Raw genomic sequence first — 23003 nt, 5'->3', positions numbered from 1 at the left:
GCCCTGCCGCCCCGATAGCGGACCCAGACGGCGCGCTCTGTGGTCACTTTGATTGCCGCGATTTGCTTTGATCGCTGAGACTCTCTCTTAAACGCTCCCGCATGCCGAGCCGCTGGAGCTTTCCGCTGGTGGTCCGGGGAATCGTGCGAGGCCGCACGAGATGGACGGCGAGATCGCCCAAGCCGAGTTCGGCCGAGCAGCGAGCGATGATCTCCGCGGTGAGGCGTTCGCGGTCGGTTTCCCGGGTTTCCGCGCACACCACGATCCGCTCCCCGTCGGCGAATGCGACGCACCGTCCTTTGTAGACGCCAGGGACGGATCGGACGATCGCTTCGACGTCGAGCGGGTAGACGTTCTCCCCGCGGACGGTGATCATTTCCTTGATCCGGCCGGTGAAGTACAGTTCACCGTCGCGCAGGTAACCGAGGTCGCCGGTGCGCAGCCAGCCGTCGGCCGTGAAGGGGCCGTCCGACCGGCCGAGGTAGCCACCGGTGACGGCCGCTCCGTCGACCTCGATTTCGCCGACGACACCGTCGCTCACACCGCCGTCGACGCGCACCCGCATGCCCGGCACCGCCCGGCCCAGTCCGACGATGCCGCGGGCACCCGGGTCGGTCTCGGCGAGGCGCACGGCCTTGCCCTCGGCCGCCAGCGCCGCCCGGTCCACCCAGTCGTAGACCGGCGGCCGGTCCAGCGGCGGAAGCGTGGCGACCAGGGTCGCCTCCGCCAGCCCGTAGGCCGGGGTCATCGCCTCGGGACGGAAGCCGGCCCGGCCGAAACGGTCGGAGAACGCCCGGATCGAGTCGACCGAGATCGATTCGGCGCCGTTGAACGCGACGCGCCAGTGCGCCATGTCCAGTCCCCGGTCGGCGGGCACCGCGGTGAGGAGGTAGTCGTACCCGAAGTTGGGCATCGCGCAGATCGTGGCGCGCGAGGCGAGGAACTCGGTGAGCCAGCCGGCCGGGCTTTTCACGAAGGTCGCGGGCGACCAGACGGTCATGGGAATCGCGTTGAGCAGCCCGGTGATCGTGCCGAACAGGCCCATGTCGTGGAACAGCGGCAGCCAACTGCCCCACGCATCGCCGTCGGTGATGGCGATGGCCGAGGTGATCGAATCGGCGCAGGCCAGCACGTTCGCGTGGGTCAGCACGACACCCTTGGGCTCGGCGGTGCTGCCGGACGTGAACTGCAGCACGGCGGTGTGTTCGGCGGTGGCCGCGTAGCCGCTCCACGGCTCGTGCCGAACCGTAGAAGCGGCGTCGTGGATCCGCGGACCGGTCAGCTGGTCCGCGACGGGGCGCAGCTTCGGCACGATCACCAGGTCCGTCATCGTCGACGTGTCCACAATAGACTGAAGACGGCGAACGTAGGCCTCGAGATCCCGCATGCCCATCGGCAAGGGCAGTGGGCACGCGGCGGCACCGAGGCGTCCGGCCGCGAACACGGCCTGGACGAACGCGGCACCGTTCGGGCACAGCACGCCGATCACGTCCCCCTCACGGGCACCGGCCTCGGCGAGCGCCGCGGCAATGCGCCGCGAGCCGTCGGCCAGTTCGGCATAGGTCAGGCGCTCGTCCTCACCGGGAAAGGAGATCGGCAGATCCGGAGCGGTCGCGGCCGCCGTGTCGAACCGTTCGGGCAGGGTCATGGTCACCTCCTGGCCTCACTCTGCGGGCATTTCCGGGCCAGGGGCAACGGAATTCGGGAAGCGTCTATCGAGCCATTGACATGCCGTCACACCAACGATTTCGCCGTTTTCCGTTCAGAATTCGTTCACTCGTGGCGAGCATAGTGACCGACCGTCGAGCGAGAAAATGAAGTCCACTGTGGACACTTCGGCCACTTCGCCCGTCGCGTTGGAGAGGATCACATGAGCGTCGCCAAGCGGATCGAAGAACTACAGGCCCTGCTGACCAAGGGGCTGACCGAAGGCATCGGTGTCGGCCACTCGCTCGGCGTGCTGTGCGCCGAACTGGGCGAGGGCCGGGCCGTCTACACGTTGAAGCCCAACCCGTCGCAGGCCAACGCCATGCTCACCGTGCACGGCGGCGTGCTGTCGACGTTGATGGACACCGCGATGGGCAGTGCCGTGTTCACGCGGTTGCCGGACGCGACCCTCTACACCACGCTCGAACTCAAGGTCAACTTCATTCGCGGGGTCGCGCTGGACGACGGCGAACTTCGCTGCGAGGCGACCACAGAGCACGTCGGCCGCCGCACCGCCACCGCGCAGGCGCGCGTCCACAACTCGGCGGGCAAACTCGTCGCGCACGGCACCTGCACCTGCCTCGTCCAGCCCCTCGGCTGAGGCCGGGCAGCGCCGGCACCGGCGATCACCCCGTGATGGCGGACGCGAACCGTTCGGCCATCATGGCCACGGTCGCGTTGAGGTTCGCGCGGACCGAGTCGGGCATGACCGAGGCGTCCACGACACGGAGGCCGTGCACGCCACGCACCTCACCTTCCTGGTTCACCACGGTTCCCGGCGCGTCCGGGCTCCCGATGGCGCAGGTGGACGAAGGGTGGAAGGTGCCCTGGATCTTGCGGCGGAGCCACGCGTCGAGAGCGGCGTCGCGAGCCATCTCGTCGTCGTCCGGGTCGACGCGTTCACCGATGACCGGACGCAGCTCCGCCGACGACTCCACCAGGTCGACGGTCAACCGCACCGCCTCGCGCATACGGCGCAGGTCCTCGGGATGGTCGAGGAAAGCGAGATCGACGACCGGCCGCGCGTCCGGCCCCTCGGGAGCGAGGGTCACACTGCCCGCACTCAGGGCCTGCATGAGGAACACCGACGCCTGGATTCCGGTGCCGCCGCCGTCCTCGAAGGCGGCGATCGAGAGCTTCATGTCGTCCCGGAGCGTCGACCCCGGCGCCGTCCAGCGCAGGGCCACCGGCGCTCGCGCCGAGGTCTGGTCGAGGTTCTGTCCCGGCCTCGCCCGCCAGCGCACACAGACCTGGGGATGTTCCCGCAGCGACCTGCCGACCCCCGGCAGGTCCGCGACAACGGGAAGGCCGTGTCGCCGAAGCTGTCCGGCGGGGCCGACCCCGGATCGCAGGAGCAGCCAAGGCGTGCCCAGGGCACCCGCGGCCAGGACGACTTCCTGTTCCGCACGGACGATGACCTCGTGCCCCGACGGGCCCCTGGCGACCACGCCGACCGCCCGGTCGTGGTCGAAGAGGATCCGCACGACTTCGTGGTCCCCCACGACACGGACCGTGGGACGCCCGCGCACGGCCGACAGGTGGGTGAACGCGGAGCTCAGCCGGACACCGTCCACGTTGTTGAACGGTTGCGGCCCCACCCCCGTCGCCCCGTCGGCGTTGAAGTCGGGACAGAGCGGGAAGCCCTTGGCCAGGCACATGTCCACGAAGCCGGCATGCAACGGATGCCAGTTGCCCGGCGCCACCCGGCTGACGGCGACCGGTCCGTGGTCACCGTGAGCGGGAAAGTCCTGGTCGGCCTCGGTCGCCGCGTACCACGGGGCCACCTGCTCCCAGGTCCACTCGGTAGCGCCGCGGCCGGCCCAGTTGTCGTCGAAGTCGTCGGCCAGCCCTCGTAGCCACACCTGCCCGTTGACCGAGCTTCCGCCTCCGATGACCTTGCCGCTGTGGAGCGTGTACGGCGTGCCACCCTCGGCGGTGAGGACGGTGTCCCATTTCCAGCTGTAGTCCCGGGTGGTGACGCGTCCCTCCGAGTACCCGCCGTAGCGAAGGATCGGCGGGGTCTCCTCCGGGCTCCCGAAGTCCGGTCCGGCTTCGAGCAGGACAACGGAACGATCGCCCCGCTCGGCGATGCGCGACGCCACGATCGCGCCCGCCGTGCCGCCTCCGACAACGACGACAGCGGCGTCGACTGTCGCTGTGCCAGCGTTCATGCTCACCTTCTTCGCGCTCCGTCAACCCGTTGCGGGCACAGTGTCACCGGACCCAGGGCGCCCGGCGGGGGCTCGCCTGCCCCGACCGAGGAGCCACCGGAGCCTCGCACCATTGACTATTAGGCACCCTAACATCTTTTCTCTCTCCCCTTCCGAAACGATCTTGTGTACCGCCCGGCGTGACACCGTTCCACCGGCACGGCGGTCACCTCCGTTCTCTCGGCGCCCTCTCGGCGCCCTCTCGGCGTGAGGGCCCACCACGCCGACCGTCGACACCCGCGTCCACTCCCCCTTTCTGTCGTATGCCTGCCGTAAGGTCCGCCTCGATCACCGTCCGACCACCACCCTCCGCCACACCGGCCCGCGCCGTCTCGATAAACATCGTAACCATGCGAACATACTCACGAACATCACTCTTTCCGGTACTATTTTTCGCGTGCCGCTGCGTCATTTGTTCGATAATATCGCCCTATGAGCGAACAGCGTGATCACCTCGAACAGCCCCGGACCACCCCTGGGGAAGCCTTGCCACGGCTGGGAACTCGCGAAGACGCGAAGCTCGACCGCGTTACCTCGTCCGCGCTTCCGGGTGCGCCCACCGTTTCTTCGTGTGACCCGGGCGAGACCGCAGATGGTCACAGACGAAGTCACGCCAAAGAACTATGGCGTCGGGTCTGGTTTCGGCGTGAGAACCGGCGTAGCCGAGCAGTCGCTTGTCCCGCGACCCCAGCGAGTCGAACAGGGCCAGCTGGCCGTCCCTGGGGAACACCTCGTCGTCCCACTGGAGGTGAAACAGTGCTGGAGCGTGGATCCGTCCGGCATCGGCCGCCATCCGTCCGGCCGCCTCCAGCCCCTTGGGGAAGCCCGGGCCCTGCCGGAGGCCGAACTTTCCCAGCACCACACAGCGGAGCCGGTCATCCAGAGCCGCCGACAAGGGAAGGCCGAACCTTGTTCCCATTGACATTCCCAGAAAAGCGAGGTGACCGGGATCCACCATGCCCAAGGCACCCAGAGCGCGCACCACCGCTTGCCAGTCACCCGTCATGCGATCGAGGACGACATCGAGCCCTTCCTCGGCGATGCGAGCCTGGTACTCGGCGGCCCGCGTCAGCCGGAGATCGTGGCGTGGTAGTCGGAGTTGCCGCAGGAAGCGCCCCCGTAGCCGGTTACGTCGACGGAGCCCCGGACGCCGCCGCCGTCACCGATGGTGACCCGCAACTGCCCGGCCACCGGATTGAAGAGGCAGGCCCAGATGTAGTCCGACGACGAAGTGAAATTGTTCCCGCCGGTCGCGGCGACCCGCTCGTCCGGCTTGATCGTGATCGTGTTCGCGTCCACGGTCACGAAGGCCAGGTCGATGTCGGCCGCGCTCGCGTCGGGATCGCAGCCCGAATTCGAACTGAGCCAGATCGCGCCGACGTCCGGTTGTCCCGCGGGGAAGCCGGAGATCAGGCAGACATCGGTCGCATTCACACCGTTCGTGGTACCGATGGCAGCGATGGTGGGAACCACGCGAAGTGTCGCGGCGCGCCGGAAAGAATTACCGGAAACGGTGCCGGAGATCGTCACATTGTACGAGCGGGCCGCCGATGTCCGGCTCGTGGCGGAGCTTGTCGGGGAGGTGGTCAGGGACGAAGAAGTAGGGGTATTGGCGCTGTTTTCTTCAGCCGTCGGTGATGGAGACGACGAGGATCGGCTGGTGGACAGTACATCGGGACTTGCCGTCACCGTGGACGACGTGGGAACGGCAGCGCCTGATCCTCCGCCACCGCAGGCGGACAAAGAAATGCCGATCGCCAGGGACATGACGATGATCGGTACTCCCGCACGGCGTGTTGTGCGCATGGTCTTTCTCCCCGTCGCCGTCCTCAGCATGGGCCGTGTTTCGCGGACTAAGTCCGCACGGGCCGGCCAGACGTTACGAGGGGATAATTCTTCCGGACCAGTAACGCCCGACCGCGCGCCGACGATCCCGCTGGCGTCGTTTTCTCTCGAGCATTGGCGCAGAAAAGGACGTGACCGGGTGAGTGACGAGGAGATCGTCGACTGGGCGCTGCGGTTGGCGAAAGAGGTGGTGCCCACCGAAGTCGAACTCGCACCGTCGATGGTCGTCGCCTACGTAGCCGGTGGGCGCGAGCGCGAAGAACTGTTCCGGACGAGGGGATCGGTCCCGTCAGGGTTCGATGTCGGCAGTGTGCTGGTCGTGTTCCCGCAGATCCTTGCCGGGCTCGCCGTCGCGGGACACAGCTTGTGGAACCTGTTGGGCGGCAACGCAAGCAGCGTGTCCACCCTGCTGAAGAATGTCGGTGAGCTGTGGGATCGCCGCAAGGCGGCACGGAAAGGAAAAACGGAGCAGACCGCCGTCGCGGACGACCCCGACCTGAGCCGCGTGATCGACGCGATCGAAACGCAACTCGCCGCGGCCGGAATGGCTCCCGCCGACCGGGAGTTGCTGACCTTCCGGATCGTGCGGGCTCTCATCGCCGACGGCAGCGGCACGCGTGCGTTCCTGACCGCCATCCGGCCGCCGTCGGCCTCGTGACCGGCAGGCTGACCTCCATCCGGCGGGCCGCCTCGCCCGCGCCGCCGTGGCCACTGTTCTGGCTCGCCACCACAGTGGTATGGACATTCCCGCACGGGGTGGCCCAGTGGTGGTCGGCCGTCCTCGATCTCTTCGGCGCCACCCCGAATCCCGCGTCCACGGTCTTCGGCAGCGACCTGCTGCGCGTCGCCGACCTGGTCGATCTCGTGCCACCACTGGTGATCGCGGCGGCGGTCCTGACCGTGTTCGGGGCGGGTCTTCGCGGTCGCGTGATCGAATCCCGCTTTCGCCTGCGCGCCCGGTTTCCCGCGCCCACGGTCGTGGCGATCACCGAGTTCGCCCGTGCTCACCTGCCTCACGTCGAGGTGCTGGCGAACCTCAACCGGACCGACCTGCCGGCGTTCGCCTATTTCCGGACACCGCGCAAGCCCCGGCTGGCCGTGTTCGCGCCACTGGTCGTCCTCTGGCAGGAAGATCGCGCGGCGGCGGAGGCCGTCCTGCGGCACGAGTTGCACCATTGCCGTCAGGGCGACAACGCACTCCTGGGTGTGGTGAGCCCCCTTGAGTTCGTCATCCGGCATTGGCCGGTCCTGTTCGCTTGCACCGTGCTGATCCCCACCGCGTCGCTTTGGCTGGCTGATTCGATCAGTTTCCTGTCGAGCGTCGATTCCCGTGGCGTGCCGCACACGTTCACCCAACTGGTGAAGCTGGCCGTACCGGATCTCGTCCTCATGCTGATCAGTTCCGCCAGTTTGCTTCTCGCCGCCATCACCATGCCCGTAGCCGCGTCGTGGAGCGCGGAACTCAACGCCGACCACATGGCGGCGGGCGCCACGCCACAAGCGATGATCGACGCGATCGGCCGCGCCGGCACCACCGGCGGTATCCGGCCGTGGCTGGTCAGCAGGCTCACGCACCCGCCGCGTGCCCTGCGCAAGGCCCTGCTGCGCGGCGGGCGGCGCACCACCGCCGTCGCGGCGGTCGCCTGCTACCCGCTGGCCTGGCTGGCACTGCTGGGCTGGGAACTCGTCGCCGCCAACGCGGTGTGGCTGTTCTTGAGACTGCCACCCGGCATGATCGGCGCCGAAAACCGCCACGCGGTCGGGATCTGGTGCGCGAATCTCTGGCCGGTGTGGCTCGCGGCGGCCGCGTTCGCGTTGCTGTGGCCGTTCCTCCGTCATGCCTGGACCCTGCGACGATAATTGACAACCCGCGCAAAAGCCGGATCGGACGGTGCAGATCCGGGAGCTGGGATCCGGCCGGCGGTAGCGCACTCGTCCGCAGCACCTGATCCATCGCACGAACAGGGTCCGTTTCGCATGAACCCCCGGACATCGGGTACCCCGAGACCATTGCACAAGACAACAGTCCCGGGTGCGGAAGGAGGGACCGGAAATGGGTCGCGGTCGTGTGGTGGTGGTGACCGGAGCCACGGGCGGTGTGGGACGGGCCACGGCCCGTGCGTTCGCCGCACGCGGAGACAGTGTCGCCACGCTGGCGCGGGGCGAGGAGGGGCTGGCCGCAGTCGCGGAAGAGATCGGGTCCGCGGGTGGGCGAGCGCTGCCGATCCCCGTCGACACCGCCGACTTCGCCGCGCTCGATCGCGCGGCCGGCGAGGTCGAGGAAAAGCTGGGGCCGATCGACGTGTGGGTCAACGACGCGTTCACTTCGGTGTTCGGGCGGTTCACCGATATCGAACCGAAGGAGTTCGAGCGCGTCACCGAGGTCACCTATCTCGGGTTCGTCCACGGAACGCGGGTGGCGCTGGACCGGATGCTGCCCCGCAAGCGCGGCACGATCGTCCAGGTCGGCTCGGCCATGGCGTACCGGGGTATACCGCTCCAAACCGCCTACAGCGGGGCGAAACACGCCATTCAGGGTTTCACCGAAGCGCTGCGCTGCGAACTCCTGCATGACAAGGTGCCGGTGCACGTCACCATGGTGCAGTTGCCCGCGGTGAACACACCCCAGTTCGACTGGGTGGCTTCCCGGCTGCCGCACAAGGCTCAGCCGGTGCCCCCGATCTACCAGCCCGAAGTCGCCGCCCGGGCCATCGTGCACGCCGCGGACCATCCGAAACGGCGGGAGTACTGGGTCGGCGGCAGCACCGTGGCGACCATGATCGGTGACAAACTCGCCCCCGGGATCCTCGACCGCTACCTCGCCAGGACGGGCTACCGGTCGCAGCAGACCGACCAAGCGCGGGAACAGGACCGGCGGGTCAACCTCTGGGAGCCCGTGGACGACCGGCCGGGTGCCGATTTCGGCGCGCACGGCCGGTTCGACGCCCGCGCGAAGCCCAGGAGCGTCCAACTGTGGGCTTCCCGCCACCACGGGCTGCTCGGCACCGTGGGCGCCGCGGCCGTCGCGGGGATCGGTGCTCTGGCGCTCCGGCGTGGCGGGGACTGAGTATCACCCTGCTGGGGGAGGCAGTCGAATACCAAATGTGTCGTCGCCGTGTACCGGGGCCGGACACGGGTACGTCTCCGTTACCACAACTGAGGACTCCCATAACGGGAGACGGAAACCGAGAGGCGCCGGGACACGCGCGAGTGGACCGGGCCCGCGGAATCTGTCCGGAGAAAGGAGAGGGAAATGGCAGAGCGCGCGGCTGCCCATGCCGCCGGCGGAGACGGCATGGAATACTCGTTCTGGCGAGAGCACACGCACATCAACCTGAGCCCGGTCGCCGCCCCGTCGATTCTCGGGCTGTTCGGTTTCGCGGTCTCGACGTTCATGGTCGCCGCCAACATGGCGGGCTGGTACGGCAATTCGACCTTGACGCCGTTGATCCTGGCTCCGTTCGCCTTCGCATTCGGCGGTGTCGCCCAATTCCTCGCCGCGATGTGGTCGTTCCGGGCGCGTGACGCTCTGGCCACGGGGATCCACGGAGCGTGGGGATCGTTCTGGATCGCCTACGGCATCTACAACCTCTTCGTGGGGCTCGGTGGCCTGCCGGGTCCGACGGCGAGCCCGCTCGCGGCGACCGCGTTCGGGTTCTGGTTCATCGGCCTGGCGGCGGTCACCTGGACCGGTGTCTTCGCGGCCTTCGCGGAGAACATCTCGATCGGGCTCGTCCTGCTGACCTTGGCCGCCGCTTCGACCCTGCTCGCGATCGGCCTGCTCGGCAACATCGGCATCCTCCGGCTCATCGCCGCGTACCTGCTGATCGTCTCGGCCATCCTGGCCTGGTACACCGCCAGCGCGATGATGCTGGAGGCGACCTACAAACGCGTCGTGTTGCCGGTGGGCAAGGTCGGCGCCGAGCCCAACGTGCCGGGCACCAAGCCCAAGCGCCTGATCCAGTTCGAGATGGGCGAACCCGGCATCAAGGTGGGCCAGTAGATCCACAGTAGTCGGTAGGTTCACAAGTAGGTTCACCGACGGTATGGGGCGCGGACGGAAACGTCCGCGCCCCATCACAACGTTGACTATTAGGTACCCTAACAGTAGCGTCGCCCGGGCCGAATCCGACGGAGAAGGGGCCAGGGCATGCCTTCCTTGCCTGAAGCGGTCACGACGGCGGACGCGTTCGTGGGCGCGCTCGGCGACGCCGGGATCGAGATGGTGTTCGGCAACCTCGGCAGCGACCATCCCGGGATCATCGAAGCCCTCGCGAAGGCCCGCGAACGCGGCGACCGCACCCCGGCGGTCGTGCTCGCACCGCACGAGGCGGTCGCGCTCGCCGCCGCGCACGGCTACGCGCTGGCCTCCGGGGACGCGGCCGCGGTGCTGGTCCACGTCGATGTCGGGACGGCGAACCTCGGCGGCGGCGTGCACAACGCGGCGCGCGGCAGGGTGCCGGTCCTGCTCGTCGCCGGCCTGACCCCCTTCACGATGGAAGGTGAGCTTCCCGGCTCGCGCAACAGCTACCCGAACCATCTCCAGGACGTGCACGACCAGCACGCGATCGTCCGGCCGTATGCGAAATGGAGCTACGATCTGCGCACCGGGGCCAACGTCCGGCAGGTGACCCACCGCGCGCTTCAACTGGCACGCAGCGCCCCGCGAGGCCCGGTCTATCTCACGGCGGCGCGCGAAGTGCTGGCGGCGCCCACCGACGGACGGCGGGTGGATCCCGCGCTGTGGCAGCCGGTCGAGCCGATTCCGGCGCCCGAGAAGACCGTCCGCGAAATCGTCGACGCCATCGCCCGGGCACGCTTCCCCGTCATCGTCACTTCGAGCTTCGGGCGAGACCCGTCATCGGTGGAACTCCTTGTGGAACTGGCGGAAACGCTGGGCGTCGGTGTCGCGCAACCGATCGCCGACGCGATGGGCTTCCCGGCGGATCACGAGCTTCATCTCGGCTATTCGGCTGGGCCCGTGCTCGAACAGGCGGATGTGGTCGTCGTGCTCGACAGCGACGTCCCGTGGATGCCCACGATCGCCGCGCCGAAGCCGGACGCGGCCGTCTTCCTGATCGACGCCGATCCTCTCAAAGAGGAAATCCCGTTGTGGTATCTGGAATCCCGCCGCTTCGTCCGCGCTGACTCGACCGTCGCGATAGGACAGTTGCTGGCTTCGGCGCGGGCCGGGACACAGCTCGGCGATGTCGCCGGGCGTCGTGGTGCACTGGCCGCCACGCACCGCGCGCAACGGCAGGGCTGGGCAGCCGAGCGGGAGGGGTCGCGGCTGACCGTGCCCGTCGTCGCGGCGGCCGTCGCCGAGGCCATCGACGAGGGCACCATCGTGCTCAACGAGTCCGTCAGCAATGCCGAGACCGTCTTCCGCCACCTGCCGCGTAATCGCCCGGGCACGTTGTTCGCCAGCGGCGGCTCGTCACTCGGCTGGTTCGCCGGTGCGGCGGTCGGCGTGAAGCTGGCGCGACCGGACGCCACGGTCGTGGCGCTCGCGGGCGACGGCACCTATTTCCTGAGCTCACCGGCGGCCGCCTACTGGATGGCGCACCGCTACGACGCCCCGTTCCTCACCGTGGTCCTCGACAACGGCGGCTGGCACGCCACGAAGCGCAACGTCCTTCGCCAGTACCCCGACGGAGCCGCCGCCAAGACCGGCCGCTACTGGGTGGATCTTTCCCAGACGGCCGATCTCGCCGGGGTCGCGGCGGCCGCGGGCGGGGCTTTCGCCGCCACGGTAACGGAAATCGACGAGCTCGCGCCGTCCTTGGCGGAGGGACTCGACGCGGTCAAGACCGGTCGCGCCGCCGTGGTCCGGGTCGTCCTGGACCGCATCGCCGCGGAACCCGCCGACTCGCTGCCCGACGGGTCCTACTGTGCCGGTCGTTACCAATCCGACCACAGCCACGGCGGAAATGGGGCCCGGTAAGCGGTTCGGCTCCGGGCCGTCTCCGCCTGCTTTTGGCCGGATTGGTAAAGGCGTCACCCAGCGGCCGGAAGCACCGCGACAGCTTCGATTTCGACGAGTTGATCGTCGGACATCAGGGCCGCCTGGACCATGGTCGAGGCGGGCGGTGGTGCGGTCGGGAACCACCTCGCCCTGGCCTTTCCGACCGCCGCCGCATACGACCGGTCAGCGACGTAGATGGTCAGCTTGATCGTGTCGTCCATGCCGCCTCCGGCCTCCCGGAGGATCGCGTCGATGGCGGTCAGGATGTGATCCGCCTGCCCACCGGGATCACCGGGAGCGACTGTCCTCCCCTCGCCGTCCCGCGCGGTGAGACCACTGACGAAGACGACGCGGCGGCCGGCGGGGACGACGAAGGCCTGGGTCAGCGGCACCGGCATCTTGAGCATGCCGACATTGAGCGGAGTCGCGTCGGTGCGGCCGCTCACGGAAAGGTCCGTGGCGTGCGCGGGAGTGTGCCTTCGCGCGTGACGATGGAATTGGTCATCGTCGCGTAGTCCGACAACAGGAACATCACCGGCCCCACCGCGTCCTCCGGCCGGTCGAGCTTGGAGTAGTCGGCATCCGGGTTGGACGCCCGGTACTGCGGGGTGTCGATCACGCCCGGGCGGCACAGGTTGACCCGCACGCCGTAGGGCGCCACCTCCCGCGCGAAGGTGGCCGCGAACCCGGCGACCGCGCCCTTCGACGAGGTGTAGGGCGAGGAGTGCGGTTTGCCGAAGTTCGCGGTGCCGGAGGCGAAGTAGACGATCGACCCACTGTTCTGGCGCGCCATCACCGGCGCGACCGCTTTCGACGCCCAGACCACCCCACCGAGGTTGATGGCGAACACCCGGTTGAGCTGATCCGGGGTCATCTCGAGGACGGGGATGAGCGGCTGCACGATCGCGCAGCACACCAGGCCGTCGATCCGTCCGTGTTCCGCCACCACGGCGCCGATGACCGACTGGACCTCGTCGTGGTCCGACACGTCGAGCCGCCGGAAGGTGATGTTGTCGTGCCTCGCCGCGACCGCGGTCCCGGCGTCGGAGTCGAGATCGAGCACCACGACCTTCGCCCCGGCCCCGGCCGCCGCGACCGCCGTCGCGGCGCCGATGCCGTTGCCGCCACCCGTGATCACCACCACCCGGCCGGAGAAGTCGTATCCGTCGGCCATGCGCGAACCTCCTCGTCCACCCGCCTGCGGAGGACCCGTCGTCCGCGCGGCAATTTATTTGGGTACCTGTCTATCAGGTACCCGAACCTTGTGGAAGCACGGGACGAAGGTTGCCAAGTTAGGATTGCTAACAGTAAGGTTCCCTAAGAAACGAGCAACGTGGCTCGAAGGGGATTGCGATGCGCACGAAGCGGACAGCGGCGGCCCTGCTGATCGTCACCGGCCTGGCACTTGCCGGATGCGGTGGCGGCGGAGCGAGCGCCTCGAAGCCCAAGGGAGTCCAGGGCGGCAACTGCGGACCGCTCGGCCAGATGACTTCGGCCACGGTCGCCACCAACCCCGGCGCGCAGGATCTGGTGGTCAAGACCGTCAAGGCCCAGGGCATCGACAAGAAGTACAACCTGGACCTCGACGTGAAGTCGTTCCTCAACCCGCCCGCCACCGCCCAGGCGATCACGCAGCACGCGGTCGACTTCGGCTTCGGCGGTCTGACCACGATGGTGCAGGCGCGCGCCGCGCATTCCGACGTCATGCTGATCGGGGCGCTGTCGACGCCCGGAAGCGGTGTGTTCGTGCCGAAGGACTCCCCGGCCGGCAACCTCGGTGATCTCAAGGGGAAGCGGGTCGGCTCCTTCACCGCGCTCAACGGCGCGGTCACCTCGTTGCTCCAGGTTTACGCGCAGAAGAAGTACCACCTCGACCTCCTGCATCAGGTCGACGGGACGATCCACGTCGCGCCGGAAGCGACGCTGGCCGGCCTGATGGACAAGGGTGAACTGGACGCGATCTATCTCTCCGTGGACGGAACCGCCCTCGCGCAGTACGAGGGCAAGTATCGTCAGATCGTCGATCTCACGACGGACTTTTCGACTGAGATGGGTTACGACGCCCTTTATCTCGGCCCCGTCACCACCGAGAAGTACGCCGGTCAGAACTGCTCGGCCGTCCGCGCCTACGTGAGTTCCCTCCAGGACGCGATCAAATACATCGAGAGCACGTCGACCGTGTGGACCACCTACGCGCAGTCGCTGGGACACCCGGACGCCGCGTCCGCCTACCAGAAGCTCTACAGCGGCTCGTTTGTCACGCAATGGACGCAGAAACAGGTCGACGACATGAAACACCTCGTCACCGACTCCATTCCCTATCTCGATCCGTCGTTCCCGAAGACTATTCCCGACGGATTGTTCTCGCTCGACTATCCGGTCTTCACCCCCTGACGCCGAAGGTGGGCAGGACGGCGGGCGCCGCGTACCCGATCGTAGGATCTCCTCCAATCGATGACGGGGATTTGAAGGAGACGCATGGCCATGGCCCGGCGACCAGTGACCGAACGCCCGGTCGAGGGCGAGACGCAGGATCTCGTCGTCGCGGTGCCCGCCCGGCTGTCCAGGCTCAACCAGTTGATCCTGGCCGGCCTCGACACCCGGCTGACCTTCCAGCAATACCGGACCCTGTCACGGGTGGCGGCCGGCCAGACATCGCTGAGCGAACTCGCGGCGCGAGGGAACATTTCGCTGCCGACGGTCTCGGAGAACGTCGACGGGCTGGTCCGGCGCGGCCTGCTGGCGACGGCGCAAAGCGAGCACGACCGCCGGGCGATCATCCTCGGCATCACCGACAAGGGCCGCGCCGCCGTGGAAGCCGCGGACGCGGCACTGGCCGACGCCGTGAAATACCTCCTCGCCGACATCCCGGCCAAGGACCTGCCGGTGGTCACGCGCGCCCTGCAGAGCCTGTATGACCGGGCGACCGGCTACATCGGCGAGCAGCTCGGCGGAGGCTGACGGCCCTTCGACGACCCGAGGAGAAACGCGTGACCGGCACCGCGCGGGGAGCGACCAGAGGCACTGAGCGCGGTTCAAACCCGCCGGCGTATGAGGCAAGAGAAAGGTGGCCCCAGGTGTCCACAATCCCAGCGCTCCAAGGTGAGGTCGTGATCGACACCGCCTCGATCCGGCGGAGAGCACGGCGCCGGTTCCTGCGCGGGTTGTGGCGGCGGGCGCTGTCGGTCGTGCTGCTCGTGCTCATCTGGCAGGTCATCGCCCTGTTCATGGAGCCGACGATCGTGCCGTCGCCGGGGACGGTGTTCGCGCAGATGGCGCGGAACCTCGGCGAAGGGAACACCTATCAGCAGCTCGGGGTGACGATGGTGCGGGTGGTCGGCGGGATGCTGATCGCCGTGTGCGCCGGCATCGCCATCGGCCTGATCATGGGACTGTCCAAACTCGGGGAAGATCTGCTCGACACCTGGGTCCTCATCTTCTTCACCATTCCGGCGATCGTCTACGGAATCCTCTGCATCCTCTGGTTCGGCCTCAACGATCTCGCCGCGATCATCGCCGTCGGCGTCGGGGCGACCCCGGCCATCGCGATCAACATCTGGCAGGGCACGAAGGCGATCGACCGCGACCTGATCCACATGGGGAAGGCGTTTCGCTTCTCCCGCCGGTCGATCCTGTTCCGGGTGGTGGTCCCCCAGCTCATTCCCTACATTCTCGCGGCGCTCCGGTACGCGCTGGGGCTTTCCTGGAAAATCGTCACGATCGTCGAGCTGCTCGGGCTTTCCAGCGGCGTCGGGTACACGCTGAACTACTGGTTCGGCAACTTCGACATGGTGCAGGTCCTGGCGTGGACGCTGTTGTTCACGGTCGCGCTGCTCATCGCCGAATTCGCCATCCTGAAGCCGGTCGAGGCCCGGCTGACCCGATGGCGGCCCGCCGCCCAGTTCCAGAGGGGAGCCTGAAACCGTGGCCGAATCCTATTTGGTGCTCGACCAGGTGGCGAAGTCCTACCCACGGCCCGGACAGCCGCCGCTGCGGGTGCTGGACGGCCTCGACGTCGCGGTCGAGGAAGGCGCGCTGCTCTCGATCCTGGGGCCTTCCGGCTGCGGCAAGTCGACTTTGCTGAACATCATCAACGGACTCGACGACGCCACCAGTGGCACCGTGCTGCTCGCGGGAAAGGAAGTCACCACGAAGACCCGCTCCGGCGTGAAGATCGGCATGGTCTTCCAGCAGCCGCGCCTGCTGAACTGGCGGTCGGTGCGGGAGAACGTCGCGCTCCCGCTTCGGGAAATGGGGTTGGGCACCGACGAGATCGACGCCCGCGTGCGCCGGTATCTCGACATCGTCGGCCTGTCGGAATTCTCGAACTACTATCCCTTGCAGCTTTCGGGCGGAATGCAGCAGCGCGTTTCGCTCGCCCGTGGCCTGGCGATCGAGCCGGATCTCCTGCTCGCCGACGAGCCGTTCTCCGCGCTCGACGAGATCTCCGCGCGCAAGCTGCGGCAGGAGTTCCTCCGCATCTGGGACCGGACCGGGACCACGATCCTGTTCGTCACCCACAACATTCGCGAGGCGGTCTTCCTCTCGACCAGGATGCTCGTGATCACCGCCAGGCCGGCGCGGGTTCACCTCGACCTTCCGGTCGAGGTCCCCTACCCGCGACGGCCGGACGACGACGCCCTCTTCGAGTTGGAGAAGTCGGTCACCCGCGACTTCATGCGGATGGAGGAAGAGACCGGCCTCACCGAAATCGGAAGCTGACCGGACGGGTTTTCCCCGACGGCTTGACCTTGACGCTGGGTCAACCCTTCATCCTTTGGCAGGAGCTTTCTCGTAGTCGGCGGGAAAGGCTCCGCGAAGGAGGGAGCTGACCATGTCGACCCGACCGGCCGCTGATCCGGCGATTCGCGTGCGGGGGCTGAAGAAGTCGTACGGAAAACTCGAGGTGCTGCGCGGTGTGGACTTCGACGTGTCCCGGGGCAGCATTTTCGCCCTGCTCGGTTCCAACGGGTCGGGCAAGACCACGACCGTGAGGATCCTCGCCACACTGCTGAAGGCCGACACCGGCACGGCCGGCGTCAACGGTTTCGACATCGCCACACAACCGGCGAACGTGCGGGAGTCCATCAGCCTCACCGGACAGTTCGCCGCCGTCGACGAAATCCTCAGCGGCCGGGAAAACCTCGTTCTGGTCGCCAGGTTGCGGCACCTGGAGGACCCCGGCGCGATCGCGGACGACCTGCTGAGGCGTTTCTCGCTGACCGACGCGGCCACACGCCGGGTCTCGACCTATTCGGGTGGTATGCGCCGCCGCCTGGACATCGCGATGAGCCTCATCGGGAACTCGCCCGTGATCTTCCTGGACGAACCGACCTCCGGGCTGGATCCCGAGGCGCGCATCGAGGTGTGGCAGGCGGTCAGGGAACTCGCCGGCCACGGCACGACGGTGCTCCTCACCACGCAGTACCTGGACGAGGCCGAACAACTGGCCGACCGGATCGCGATCCTGCACAAGGGCCGGATCATCGCGAACGGCACCCTCGCCGAACTCAAGAAGCTCTTCCCGCCCGCCACGGTCGAGTACGTCGAGAAGCAGCCCACGCTGGAGGAAATCTTCCTCGCGATCATCGGCCACGACGACAAGACCGCCACCGGCGCGAACACCTAGGGGGCAAGGATGACCACGCACTTCTTCGGCGATACCGGCGTGCTCACGGCACGAACCCTGCGCCATGTCATGCGCAGCGCGGACACCATCATCACGACCGTCATCACGCCGATCGCGATGATGCTGATGTTCGTCTACGTCTTCGGGGGCGCGATCGACGCCGGTCCGGGCCGCTACATCGACTACATGCTTCCCGGCATCCTGCTCATCACGATCGCGTCGGGCATCTCCTACACCGCATACCGGCTTTTCACCGACATGAAAAGCGGGATCTTCGAGCGTTTCCAGTCCATGCCGATCGCACGGCCGGGCGTGCTGTGGGCACATGTCTTCACCTCTTTGGCCGCGAACCTGATCTCGCTTGTGGTCGTCGTGGGCGTGGCTCTGGTCATGGGCTTCCGCTCGGGGGCAGGGGTGCTGGAATGGCTCGCGGTCGCCGGCATCCTGCTCCTGTTCACCCTGGCCCTGACCTGGATCGCGGTGATCCCCGGGCTCTCCGCGGGGTCGGTCGAGGGGGCGGGCGCGTTCTCCTATCCGCTGATCTTCCTGCCGTTCGTCAGCTCGGCTTTCGTGCCCACGAAGACCATGCCCGGGCCGGTGCGCGCCTTCGCCGAGCACCAGCCGGTGACGTCCATCGTCAACACGATCCGCGACCTGTTCGCCCAACGGCCGGTCGGCGGCGACATCTGGGTCGCGCTCGCCTGGTGCGTCGGCATCCTCGTCGTGGCGTACGTGTTCGCGATGGTCGTCTATCGCCGGAAAATCGCCTGAGGCAGGCTGGACCCATGCTCACCATCAGCCAACTCGCGGCGCACGCCGGGGTGACGGTGCGGGCGGTGCGCCACTACCACCGGATCGGGCTGCTGCCGGAGCCCGAACGCGATCACTCCGGATACCGGATCTATGACGCGGCCGCGATCGCGCGGCTCATCCGGATCCACACCCTGGCCGATGCCGGCGTGCCGCTGGCCCGGGTCCAGGAACTCCTGGACGCCGGCCCGGAGGAGTTCCGCGCCGGTGTCCAGGAGATCGACAAGGACCTGCGCGCCGAGATCCGGCGACTGCGGCACACCCGCGAACGGCTCGCCCGGCTGGCCGCCGGCGACCACCTGGCGCTCCCGCGGAGCGTGGTGGACTACCTCGACCGGCTACGCGATCTCGGCGTCGAAGAGCGGTACATCGAACTGGAGCGGGATGCCTGGATCATGATCGCAGCCCAGGTGCCGCACCTGATCGACGCCGTGATCGCCAAGAAGCACGAGCAGTTGGACGACCCTGACATGGTGAAGCTCTACAGCCTGCTCAGCGGGGCGCTCGACTGGCCGGCCGACGATCCGCGGATCGTCGAGATCGCCGACATCCTGGAGCGCCTGATGATCCGTGCTGTGGAGACCCGCGACGGCGGTGCCGACGGCTTCGACGACCGGTTCGTCGACCTGCTGGACTCGACCATGATCGAGTCCGCGCCGGGCGCCAAACGGCTCAGAGAAATCCTGGAGGCACGGGGCTGGAAGGGCTGGACCCGCGTCGAGCGAGTGCCTGCTGACAGGCTCGCCCCTCAGCCCGTAGACGCTCACCAGAGCACGAGGATCGCGAGTACGGGGACACCGGCCAGCAGCCAGGCGACGTAGTCGCCGATGTGGCCGGAATGCAGGCGGTGCAGGCCGTGCATGGTCCCGGTGACGGCCTTCGCTTGCCGCCAGCGGGGCCAGAGCATCGCGGCGCAGACACCGACCGAGGCCAGCGTGGTCAGCAGGCCGACGACCACGCCGGAGGTCGTCCACGCGGCCGGAGGCGGAGCCGAAGCCGCGGCGGCGGGCAGCGAAGGCAGGGCATCGTGGAGGTAGCCGGCGCGATCGGTGGCCTGGGAGCCTCCCTCGGCCGCCCACTTCCCGATCACCGGAACCAAACCGACGGCGAGCGAACACAGCAGGAGACCGGCCGCGGCGACCGTCATTTCCGGTGGGGTGCGGGAGATCCGGCCCTTGGTCTCCGGTTCCTCGTCCGAGCCGGTGGTGGTGTCTTCCGTACTGTCCGGCCGCGTTCCAAGTCCTAAGTAGACTCTCGCACCCGCGCGCAGGACCGCCGCCCCGGACACCGCCGCGACGACGAACGCCACCGGCAGAAGCCAGTCCGGCCCGGTCTCGTCGGACACCGCCTGGCCGAGCGCGACGCCGAACGGTGGCAGCCCGGCCAAGGCGAGCCCGCCCACGAGGAAGAGTGCCGCCTGGAACCGGGAATTCCGCACTCGTCCATGCAGTTCGTCGATGTCCACACTGCCGTAGCGGTCGCGGATCACACCGGTCAGCAGGAACAGTGATCCCTTCGCCCCGGCGTGCCCGGCCACCGCGAGCACGAAGCCCACCAGCGCGGGTCCCTCCAGAGTGCTCAGTCCACAAAGGAACAGGCCGGTGTGGGCGATGGTCGAATAGGCCAGCATCCGTTTCAGATGACGCTGCGTGAAGCTCATCACCGCGCCGAGCAGGGCGGTCACGATGCCCAACACGGTGGCGATCCGGGGCAGCGCCGAGGACAGCACCGGCGTGAACACGATTTCCTGAATCCGGAAGGTCCCATACAGGCCGAGCTCGACCATGATGCCGGAGAACAGCACGCACACCGGTGCCGGTGCGACCGCGTGCGCGTCGGCGAGCCAGAAATGGAAGGGCACCACCGCGGCCTTGACCAAGAGCCCGGTGATCACCAGGACGAAGGCCGCCACCACGAGCCCGTCCTTCGGCCCCTGGGCCAGCACCACGCCGACCTGCGCGAGCCCGAGTTGCCCCGTCCGCGCGTACAACAGCCCGATGCCCATCAACGAGAAATACGCCCCGAGCGAGTTCACGACACCGAAGTTGAGCGCCCCCTGGACCGACTCGGCTTCCTCGGTCTGATAACCGGTCAGGGCGTAGGCGACCGCGCTCATCAGCTCGAAGAAGACGAACAGGGTGAACAGGTCGCCGGTGAACAGAAACCCGAGCATGCCGGCCAGGAACAGCAGCATCATGGCGTGGAACCGGGCTTCGACGGCCTCGAAGTAGCGCCGGCTGTACAGCAGCGCGAACAACGTGAGCACACCGGCGAGAAGGCCGAGCAGCGCGGCAAGCTGGTCGGCCACCAGCACGGTCCCGACCGAGCGAACCCCTTGGGGCGTATGGTTTCCGACCCAGTTCACCACCCGGCCGTGCCGGCAGGACAACGTCAGCGCGAACAGCACCACCGTGATCACCGCGGACAGGCCGAGCGCCAGCGCGTCGACGGCGGCGCGAGGAAGGAGGCGGCCGAGGGCGAGCAGCAGGCAGGCACCGGCCAGCGGGACCGCGATCGCAAGGGCGGGAAGGGCAGTCACGGACACGTCAGCCTCGCAGCGCGCGAAGCTCGTCCGGGTCGATCGTGCCGTGCCGCCGGGCGACCTGGATGGTGATCGCGAGCAGCAACGCGGTGACGGTCGCCGACACCACGATGTCGGTCAGCGTCATCGCCTGCACCATCGGGTCGACCACCGGGCCGGCCGGCAGGATCGGCGGGCTCGCCCCACGCTGGTACCCGATGCCCAGCAGCAGCACGTACGTCCCGGACTGGGCGACCGACAGCGACACGACGGCGTGCACCAGGTTCCGGCTGCGCGCGATACCGAGGCTTCCGATCAGCAGCAGCCACCCGGCGACGGCGTAACAGCCGTAGGTCGCGATCATGCGCCGTCCCCCGACCGGACCATGGCCTGTTCGAGGAACTGAGCCAGCAGCACCAGCAGGCCCGCCGCGACCTCGACACCGACGAAAAAGCTCAGCACCGGAACGATTCCGGCCGAGAGCAGGGAACCGAACGTCCCGGACGGCAGGAAGTTCGCCAGGAAGGATCCGGCCAGGCCCAGCCCGATCAGACCGGTGACGACATAGAGGCCGGTGGCGGCGGCATCGACGTACTCACACCAGTCGATCGGGCGCAACCGGTCCAGCGCCGGGTAGTCACCGGCCAGATACAGCAGATGCCACCCGGTCGCCAGCGCGACGCCGCCCTGGAATCCGCCGCCGGGGGTGAGATGGCCGTGCAGCACCACAATGGCCCCGAGCACCACGGTGACCGGCAACAGGAGATAGCCGGTGAACTTGACCGACGGGAGCACCGGGCGTACGGGCTGCTCGATCTGGCGGCGGGTCGCCCGGGAAGGCGCCAGGAGCGACAGGGTCCCGACCACGGCCGCCACCACGATGGTCTCCTCCCCCAAGGTGTCGAGTGCCCGCAAATCGAAGTTGACCGAGGAAACGACGTTCTGCGTCGACCGTGCCTGCGCGATCGGCACCGCAAGATCGCTGTAGACGTGCGCGGCTCCAGGCGTGCGGAGGAAGGCGGCGCACAGCAAGGCGGCGATGCCGGCGGCACCGGCCAGCGCCAGGACGGTCCGGAACCGGCGGTTCACGACTTGCCCCGCCCGATCTTGCGCAACGTCAGCAAGACCAGCAGGGGCACCACGGCCGCGCCGACGGCGAGTTCGGACAGGGCCACGTCCGGTGCCTGGAGCAGGACGAACAACAAGGTGAGCGAAAAGCTGTAGACGGACAGCGTGACCGCCTGACGGGCGGGCTCGGTCGTGCGCACCACGACCAACCCCGCCACCGAGACCAGGGCGAGCATGCCCAGCAGTAATGCCGTGCTCATCGGCGCTCCCGCACCAAGCGAGCGGTGGCGCTCTGCTGCACCGGTCCGACCACGGCGAGCAGGACCACGGTCAAGGCGACCATCGCGGAGGTGAGGTTCCAGCCGATTTCGATCACGAGCCCGAGCCCGATCAGTGGTCCGCCCAAGGTCGTCACCGGGGTCAGGAAGTGCAGCCGGGCCAGCGTGCCGTGAGCCCGCAGCATGCCGGCCACGGCGACCAGGACCACCGCCACACCGGCGAAGGCGAGCACCGCGGCGACAGGGTTCATGGTGTTCACCGCTGCCCGAGGAGCCGGGTGAACACGATCGTGCCCGCGAAGGAAAGCACCACCAGCACCAACGGCAGGATCAGCGCGCTCGATGGCCCGTACGCCTGCGTGAGGCACAGCAACGACAGAACGGTCACCGCCGCGGCGAGTTCCGTACCCACCAGCCGGTTCACCGGATCGCCCCGGGAAGCCAGCCACAACGAAGGAGCGAAGCCGCCCGCGAGCAGTACCGCCGCCGCGATGAGCCACGTCGTCATCGCTGTACCTCATCGAGCGCCCGGAGCCGGCCCGGCACAAGCCGGTGCACGATCACCGCGGCCTCGTCCGGTGGCACATCGGCCACCATCGCGCCCGGTGACATCCCGATCGCGACCGTCGCCACGGCCTGCCGGGCTTCGAGCCGATCGGCCGGAAGCGTCAGCCGTTCCGTCCGGCCGGGCCCGCGTATCCGCAACGCGGTGATGGTCTCGGCCACCGCCGACAGCGGGACCCGCACGAACCAGCGCCACCAGCGACGGTCCGGCGCTTCGAGCCCGCCCAAGGACCGCCGCGCCGCCACCGCGATGGCGGCGCCGGGCAGTGCGAACACCGCGGCCGCGACCGCTTCGGGCGCGGTGACGCTCGACGCGGTCAGCAGCCAGACAACGCTGAGAACGACCCACCAGCAGACGAATTCCCCGGCAACCGTGCGCACGGCTGACGGATGCCCCTTTCGCAGG

At 68.2% G+C, this 23003-nt stretch carries 26 protein-coding genes; 13 read left to right on the top strand and 13 right to left on the bottom strand.

Annotated features, from left to right (window positions below):
- Positions 1-43: 43 nt before the first annotated feature.
- Complete coding sequence (locus tag ACFSXZ_RS25520) at positions 44-1648, bottom strand: AMP-binding protein (protein WP_378267723.1); 1605 nt, start codon at positions 1646-1648, stop codon at positions 44-46.
- Between the two features lie 222 nt (positions 1649-1870).
- On the opposite strand from ACFSXZ_RS25520, the gene ACFSXZ_RS25515 reads away from it, so the two are divergent.
- Positions 1871-2308, top strand: coding sequence for a PaaI family thioesterase (locus ACFSXZ_RS25515; protein WP_378267722.1), 438 nt, complete (start codon positions 1871-1873; stop codon positions 2306-2308).
- A 25-nt stretch (positions 2309-2333) separates the two neighbouring features.
- On the opposite strand, the gene ACFSXZ_RS25510 is transcribed toward ACFSXZ_RS25515, so the two are convergent.
- From ACFSXZ_RS25510 to ACFSXZ_RS25500, 3 genes are all read right to left on the bottom strand, one after another.
- Entirely contained in the window at positions 2334-3878 is a 1545-nt protein-coding gene (locus ACFSXZ_RS25510) for a GMC family oxidoreductase (protein WP_378267721.1), read from the bottom strand.
- Positions 3879-4446: 568 nt separating this feature from the next.
- Positions 4447-4923: a hypothetical protein gene (locus tag ACFSXZ_RS25505; RefSeq protein WP_378267720.1), complete on the bottom strand. Its 477-nt coding sequence runs from the start codon at positions 4921-4923 to the stop codon at positions 4447-4449.
- A 62-nt stretch (positions 4924-4985) separates the two neighbouring features.
- On the bottom strand, positions 4986-5351 hold the full coding sequence (locus ACFSXZ_RS25500) for a hypothetical protein (RefSeq protein WP_378267719.1): 366 nt from the start codon (positions 5349-5351) through the stop codon (positions 4986-4988).
- Positions 5352-5901: 550 nt separating this feature from the next.
- Here ACFSXZ_RS25500 and ACFSXZ_RS25495 point away from each other — a divergent pair.
- The 5 genes from ACFSXZ_RS25495 to ACFSXZ_RS25475 all read left to right on the top strand — a co-directional run bounded on the left by ACFSXZ_RS25495 (position 5902) and on the right by ACFSXZ_RS25475 (position 11706).
- Positions 5902-6420 carry a hypothetical protein gene (locus ACFSXZ_RS25495; protein ID WP_378267718.1) on the top strand — a complete coding sequence of 173 codons (519 nt, stop codon included), beginning with the start codon at positions 5902-5904 and terminating at the stop codon, positions 6418-6420.
- On the top strand, positions 6417-7622 hold the full coding sequence (locus ACFSXZ_RS25490) for a M48 family metalloprotease (protein WP_378267717.1): 1206 nt from the start codon (positions 6417-6419) through the stop codon (positions 7620-7622). The genes ACFSXZ_RS25495 and ACFSXZ_RS25490 overlap by 4 nt, the downstream gene beginning before the upstream one ends.
- Positions 7623-7815: 193 nt before the next feature.
- Positions 7816-8829: an SDR family oxidoreductase gene (locus ACFSXZ_RS25485; protein WP_378267716.1), complete on the top strand. Its 1014-nt coding sequence runs from the start codon at positions 7816-7818 to the stop codon at positions 8827-8829.
- A 186-nt stretch (positions 8830-9015) separates the two neighbouring features.
- Positions 9016-9765 (top strand): acetate uptake transporter family protein, encoded by a 750-nt coding sequence (locus ACFSXZ_RS25480; protein ID WP_378267715.1) that lies wholly within the window; start codon positions 9016-9018, stop codon positions 9763-9765.
- A gap of 147 nt (positions 9766-9912) precedes the next feature.
- On the top strand, positions 9913-11706 hold the full coding sequence (locus ACFSXZ_RS25475; RefSeq protein WP_378267714.1) for a thiamine pyrophosphate-requiring protein: 1794 nt from the start codon (positions 9913-9915) through the stop codon (positions 11704-11706).
- 53 nt (positions 11707-11759) lie between these two features.
- On the opposite strand, the gene ACFSXZ_RS25470 is transcribed toward ACFSXZ_RS25475, so the two are convergent.
- Together ACFSXZ_RS25470 and ACFSXZ_RS25465 are read right to left on the bottom strand one after the other, a co-directional pair.
- Positions 11760-12173, bottom strand: a complete 414-nt coding sequence (locus tag ACFSXZ_RS25470) for a RidA family protein (protein WP_378267712.1) — start codon at positions 12171-12173, stop codon at positions 11760-11762.
- Positions 12170-12901 (bottom strand): SDR family NAD(P)-dependent oxidoreductase, encoded by a 732-nt coding sequence (locus ACFSXZ_RS25465; protein ID WP_378267711.1) that lies wholly within the window; start codon positions 12899-12901, stop codon positions 12170-12172. Before ACFSXZ_RS25465 ends, ACFSXZ_RS25470 begins: the two co-directional genes overlap by 4 nt.
- Positions 12902-13080: 179 nt before the next feature.
- Between ACFSXZ_RS25465 and ACFSXZ_RS25460 the strand changes: the two genes are divergently transcribed.
- From ACFSXZ_RS25460 to ACFSXZ_RS25430, 7 genes are all read left to right on the top strand, one after another.
- On the top strand, positions 13081-14121 hold the full coding sequence (locus ACFSXZ_RS25460; protein WP_378267710.1) for an ABC transporter substrate-binding protein: 1041 nt from the start codon (positions 13081-13083) through the stop codon (positions 14119-14121).
- A gap of 90 nt (positions 14122-14211) precedes the next feature.
- Entirely contained in the window at positions 14212-14688 is a 477-nt protein-coding gene (locus ACFSXZ_RS25455) for a MarR family winged helix-turn-helix transcriptional regulator (protein ID WP_378267709.1), read from the top strand.
- Between the two features lie 116 nt (positions 14689-14804).
- Entirely contained in the window at positions 14805-15647 is an 843-nt protein-coding gene (locus ACFSXZ_RS25450; RefSeq protein WP_378267708.1) for an ABC transporter permease, read from the top strand.
- Positions 15648-15651: 4 nt separating this feature from the next.
- A complete protein-coding gene (locus ACFSXZ_RS25445; RefSeq protein ID WP_378267707.1) occupies positions 15652-16449 on the top strand; it encodes an ABC transporter ATP-binding protein in 798 nt (265 codons plus the stop codon).
- Between the two features lie 112 nt (positions 16450-16561).
- Positions 16562-17356 (top strand): ABC transporter ATP-binding protein, encoded by a 795-nt coding sequence (locus ACFSXZ_RS25440; protein WP_378267706.1) that lies wholly within the window; start codon positions 16562-16564, stop codon positions 17354-17356.
- 9 nt (positions 17357-17365) lie between these two features.
- Complete coding sequence (locus ACFSXZ_RS25435; protein ID WP_378267705.1) at positions 17366-18127, top strand: ABC transporter permease; 762 nt, start codon at positions 17366-17368, stop codon at positions 18125-18127.
- 14 nt (positions 18128-18141) lie between these two features.
- Positions 18142-18987 carry a MerR family transcriptional regulator gene (locus ACFSXZ_RS25430; RefSeq protein WP_378267704.1) on the top strand — a complete coding sequence of 282 codons (846 nt, stop codon included), beginning with the start codon at positions 18142-18144 and terminating at the stop codon, positions 18985-18987.
- Here the strand turns inward: ACFSXZ_RS25430 and ACFSXZ_RS25425 are convergent.
- Genes ACFSXZ_RS25425 through ACFSXZ_RS25395 form a run of 7 tightly spaced genes read right to left on the bottom strand, consistent with a single transcriptional unit; the run spans position 18930 to position 22978 of the window.
- Positions 18930-20711, bottom strand: coding sequence for a complex I subunit 5 family protein (locus ACFSXZ_RS25425; protein WP_378267703.1), 1782 nt, complete (start codon positions 20709-20711; stop codon positions 18930-18932). The two genes, ACFSXZ_RS25430 and ACFSXZ_RS25425, sit on opposite strands and share 58 nt — an antisense overlap.
- A gap of 1 nt (position 20712) precedes the next feature.
- The gene (locus ACFSXZ_RS25420; protein ID WP_378267702.1) at positions 20713-21051 is read right to left on the bottom strand and encodes a sodium:proton antiporter; all 339 of its coding nucleotides are present in this window, start codon (positions 21049-21051) and stop codon (positions 20713-20715) included.
- Positions 21048-21776: a hydrogen gas-evolving membrane-bound hydrogenase subunit E gene (gene mbhE, locus ACFSXZ_RS25415; protein WP_378267701.1), complete on the bottom strand. Its 729-nt coding sequence runs from the start codon at positions 21774-21776 to the stop codon at positions 21048-21050. The genes ACFSXZ_RS25420 and mbhE overlap by 4 nt, the downstream gene beginning before the upstream one ends.
- A complete protein-coding gene (locus tag ACFSXZ_RS25410) occupies positions 21773-22015 on the bottom strand; it encodes a Na(+)/H(+) antiporter subunit B (protein ID WP_378267699.1) in 243 nt (80 codons plus the stop codon). The genes mbhE and ACFSXZ_RS25410 overlap by 4 nt, the downstream gene beginning before the upstream one ends.
- Positions 22012-22284 carry a monovalent cation/H(+) antiporter subunit G gene (locus tag ACFSXZ_RS25405; protein ID WP_378267698.1) on the bottom strand — a complete coding sequence of 91 codons (273 nt, stop codon included), beginning with the start codon at positions 22282-22284 and terminating at the stop codon, positions 22012-22014. The genes ACFSXZ_RS25410 and ACFSXZ_RS25405 overlap by 4 nt, the downstream gene beginning before the upstream one ends.
- A 5-nt stretch (positions 22285-22289) precedes the next feature.
- Positions 22290-22541, bottom strand: a complete 252-nt coding sequence (locus ACFSXZ_RS25400) for a monovalent cation/H+ antiporter complex subunit F (protein WP_378267697.1) — start codon at positions 22539-22541, stop codon at positions 22290-22292.
- A complete protein-coding gene (locus tag ACFSXZ_RS25395) occupies positions 22538-22978 on the bottom strand; it encodes a hypothetical protein (protein ID WP_378267695.1) in 441 nt (146 codons plus the stop codon). The genes ACFSXZ_RS25400 and ACFSXZ_RS25395 overlap by 4 nt, the downstream gene beginning before the upstream one ends.
- Positions 22979-23003 lie beyond the last annotated feature (25 nt).

The sequence above is a fragment of the Amycolatopsis pigmentata genome (assembly GCF_042684065.1).
In the GTDB taxonomy this organism is placed as follows: Bacteria; Actinomycetota; Actinomycetes; order Mycobacteriales; family Pseudonocardiaceae; genus Amycolatopsis_E; species Amycolatopsis_E pigmentata.
This window is presented reverse-complemented; position numbering and strand designations above follow the sequence as displayed.

What these genes read in the sequence shown, in the direction of transcription:
- ACFSXZ_RS25465 (WP_378267711.1), bottom strand. Translation starts at nt 12,901, where the DNA reads ATGGCCGACGGATACGACTTCTCCGGCCGGGTGGTGGTGATCACGGGT.
- ACFSXZ_RS25400 (WP_378267697.1), bottom strand. Translation starts at nt 22,541, where the DNA reads ATGACGACGTGGCTCATCGCGGCGGCGGTACTGCTCGCGGGCGGCTTC.
- ACFSXZ_RS25435 (WP_378267705.1), top strand. Translation starts at nt 17,366, where the DNA reads ATGACCACGCACTTCTTCGGCGATACCGGCGTGCTCACGGCACGAACC.
- ACFSXZ_RS25410 (WP_378267699.1), bottom strand. Translation starts at nt 22,015, where the DNA reads ATGAGCACGGCATTACTGCTGGGCATGCTCGCCCTGGTCTCGGTGGCG.
- ACFSXZ_RS25460 (WP_378267710.1), top strand. Translation starts at nt 13,081, where the DNA reads ATGCGCACGAAGCGGACAGCGGCGGCCCTGCTGATCGTCACCGGCCTG.
- ACFSXZ_RS25480 (WP_378267715.1), top strand. Translation starts at nt 9,016, where the DNA reads ATGGCAGAGCGCGCGGCTGCCCATGCCGCCGGCGGAGACGGCATGGAA.
- ACFSXZ_RS25455 (WP_378267709.1), top strand. Translation starts at nt 14,212, where the DNA reads ATGGCCCGGCGACCAGTGACCGAACGCCCGGTCGAGGGCGAGACGCAG.
- ACFSXZ_RS25430 (WP_378267704.1), top strand. Translation starts at nt 18,142, where the DNA reads ATGCTCACCATCAGCCAACTCGCGGCGCACGCCGGGGTGACGGTGCGG.
- ACFSXZ_RS25440 (WP_378267706.1), top strand. Translation starts at nt 16,562, where the DNA reads ATGTCGACCCGACCGGCCGCTGATCCGGCGATTCGCGTGCGGGGGCTG.
- ACFSXZ_RS25405 (WP_378267698.1), bottom strand. Translation starts at nt 22,284, where the DNA reads ATGAACCCTGTCGCCGCGGTGCTCGCCTTCGCCGGTGTGGCGGTGGTC.
- ACFSXZ_RS25510 (WP_378267721.1), bottom strand. Translation starts at nt 3,878, where the DNA reads ATGAACGCTGGCACAGCGACAGTCGACGCCGCTGTCGTCGTTGTCGGA.
- ACFSXZ_RS25515 (WP_378267722.1), top strand. Translation starts at nt 1,871, where the DNA reads ATGAGCGTCGCCAAGCGGATCGAAGAACTACAGGCCCTGCTGACCAAG.
- ACFSXZ_RS25485 (WP_378267716.1), top strand. Translation starts at nt 7,816, where the DNA reads ATGGGTCGCGGTCGTGTGGTGGTGGTGACCGGAGCCACGGGCGGTGTG.
- ACFSXZ_RS25520 (WP_378267723.1), bottom strand. Translation starts at nt 1,648, where the DNA reads ATGACCCTGCCCGAACGGTTCGACACGGCGGCCGCGACCGCTCCGGAT.
- ACFSXZ_RS25475 (WP_378267714.1), top strand. Translation starts at nt 9,913, where the DNA reads ATGCCTTCCTTGCCTGAAGCGGTCACGACGGCGGACGCGTTCGTGGGC.
- ACFSXZ_RS25420 (WP_378267702.1), bottom strand. Translation starts at nt 21,051, where the DNA reads ATGATCGCGACCTACGGCTGTTACGCCGTCGCCGGGTGGCTGCTGCTG.
- ACFSXZ_RS25505 (WP_378267720.1), bottom strand. Translation starts at nt 4,923, where the DNA reads ATGACGGGTGACTGGCAAGCGGTGGTGCGCGCTCTGGGTGCCTTGGGC.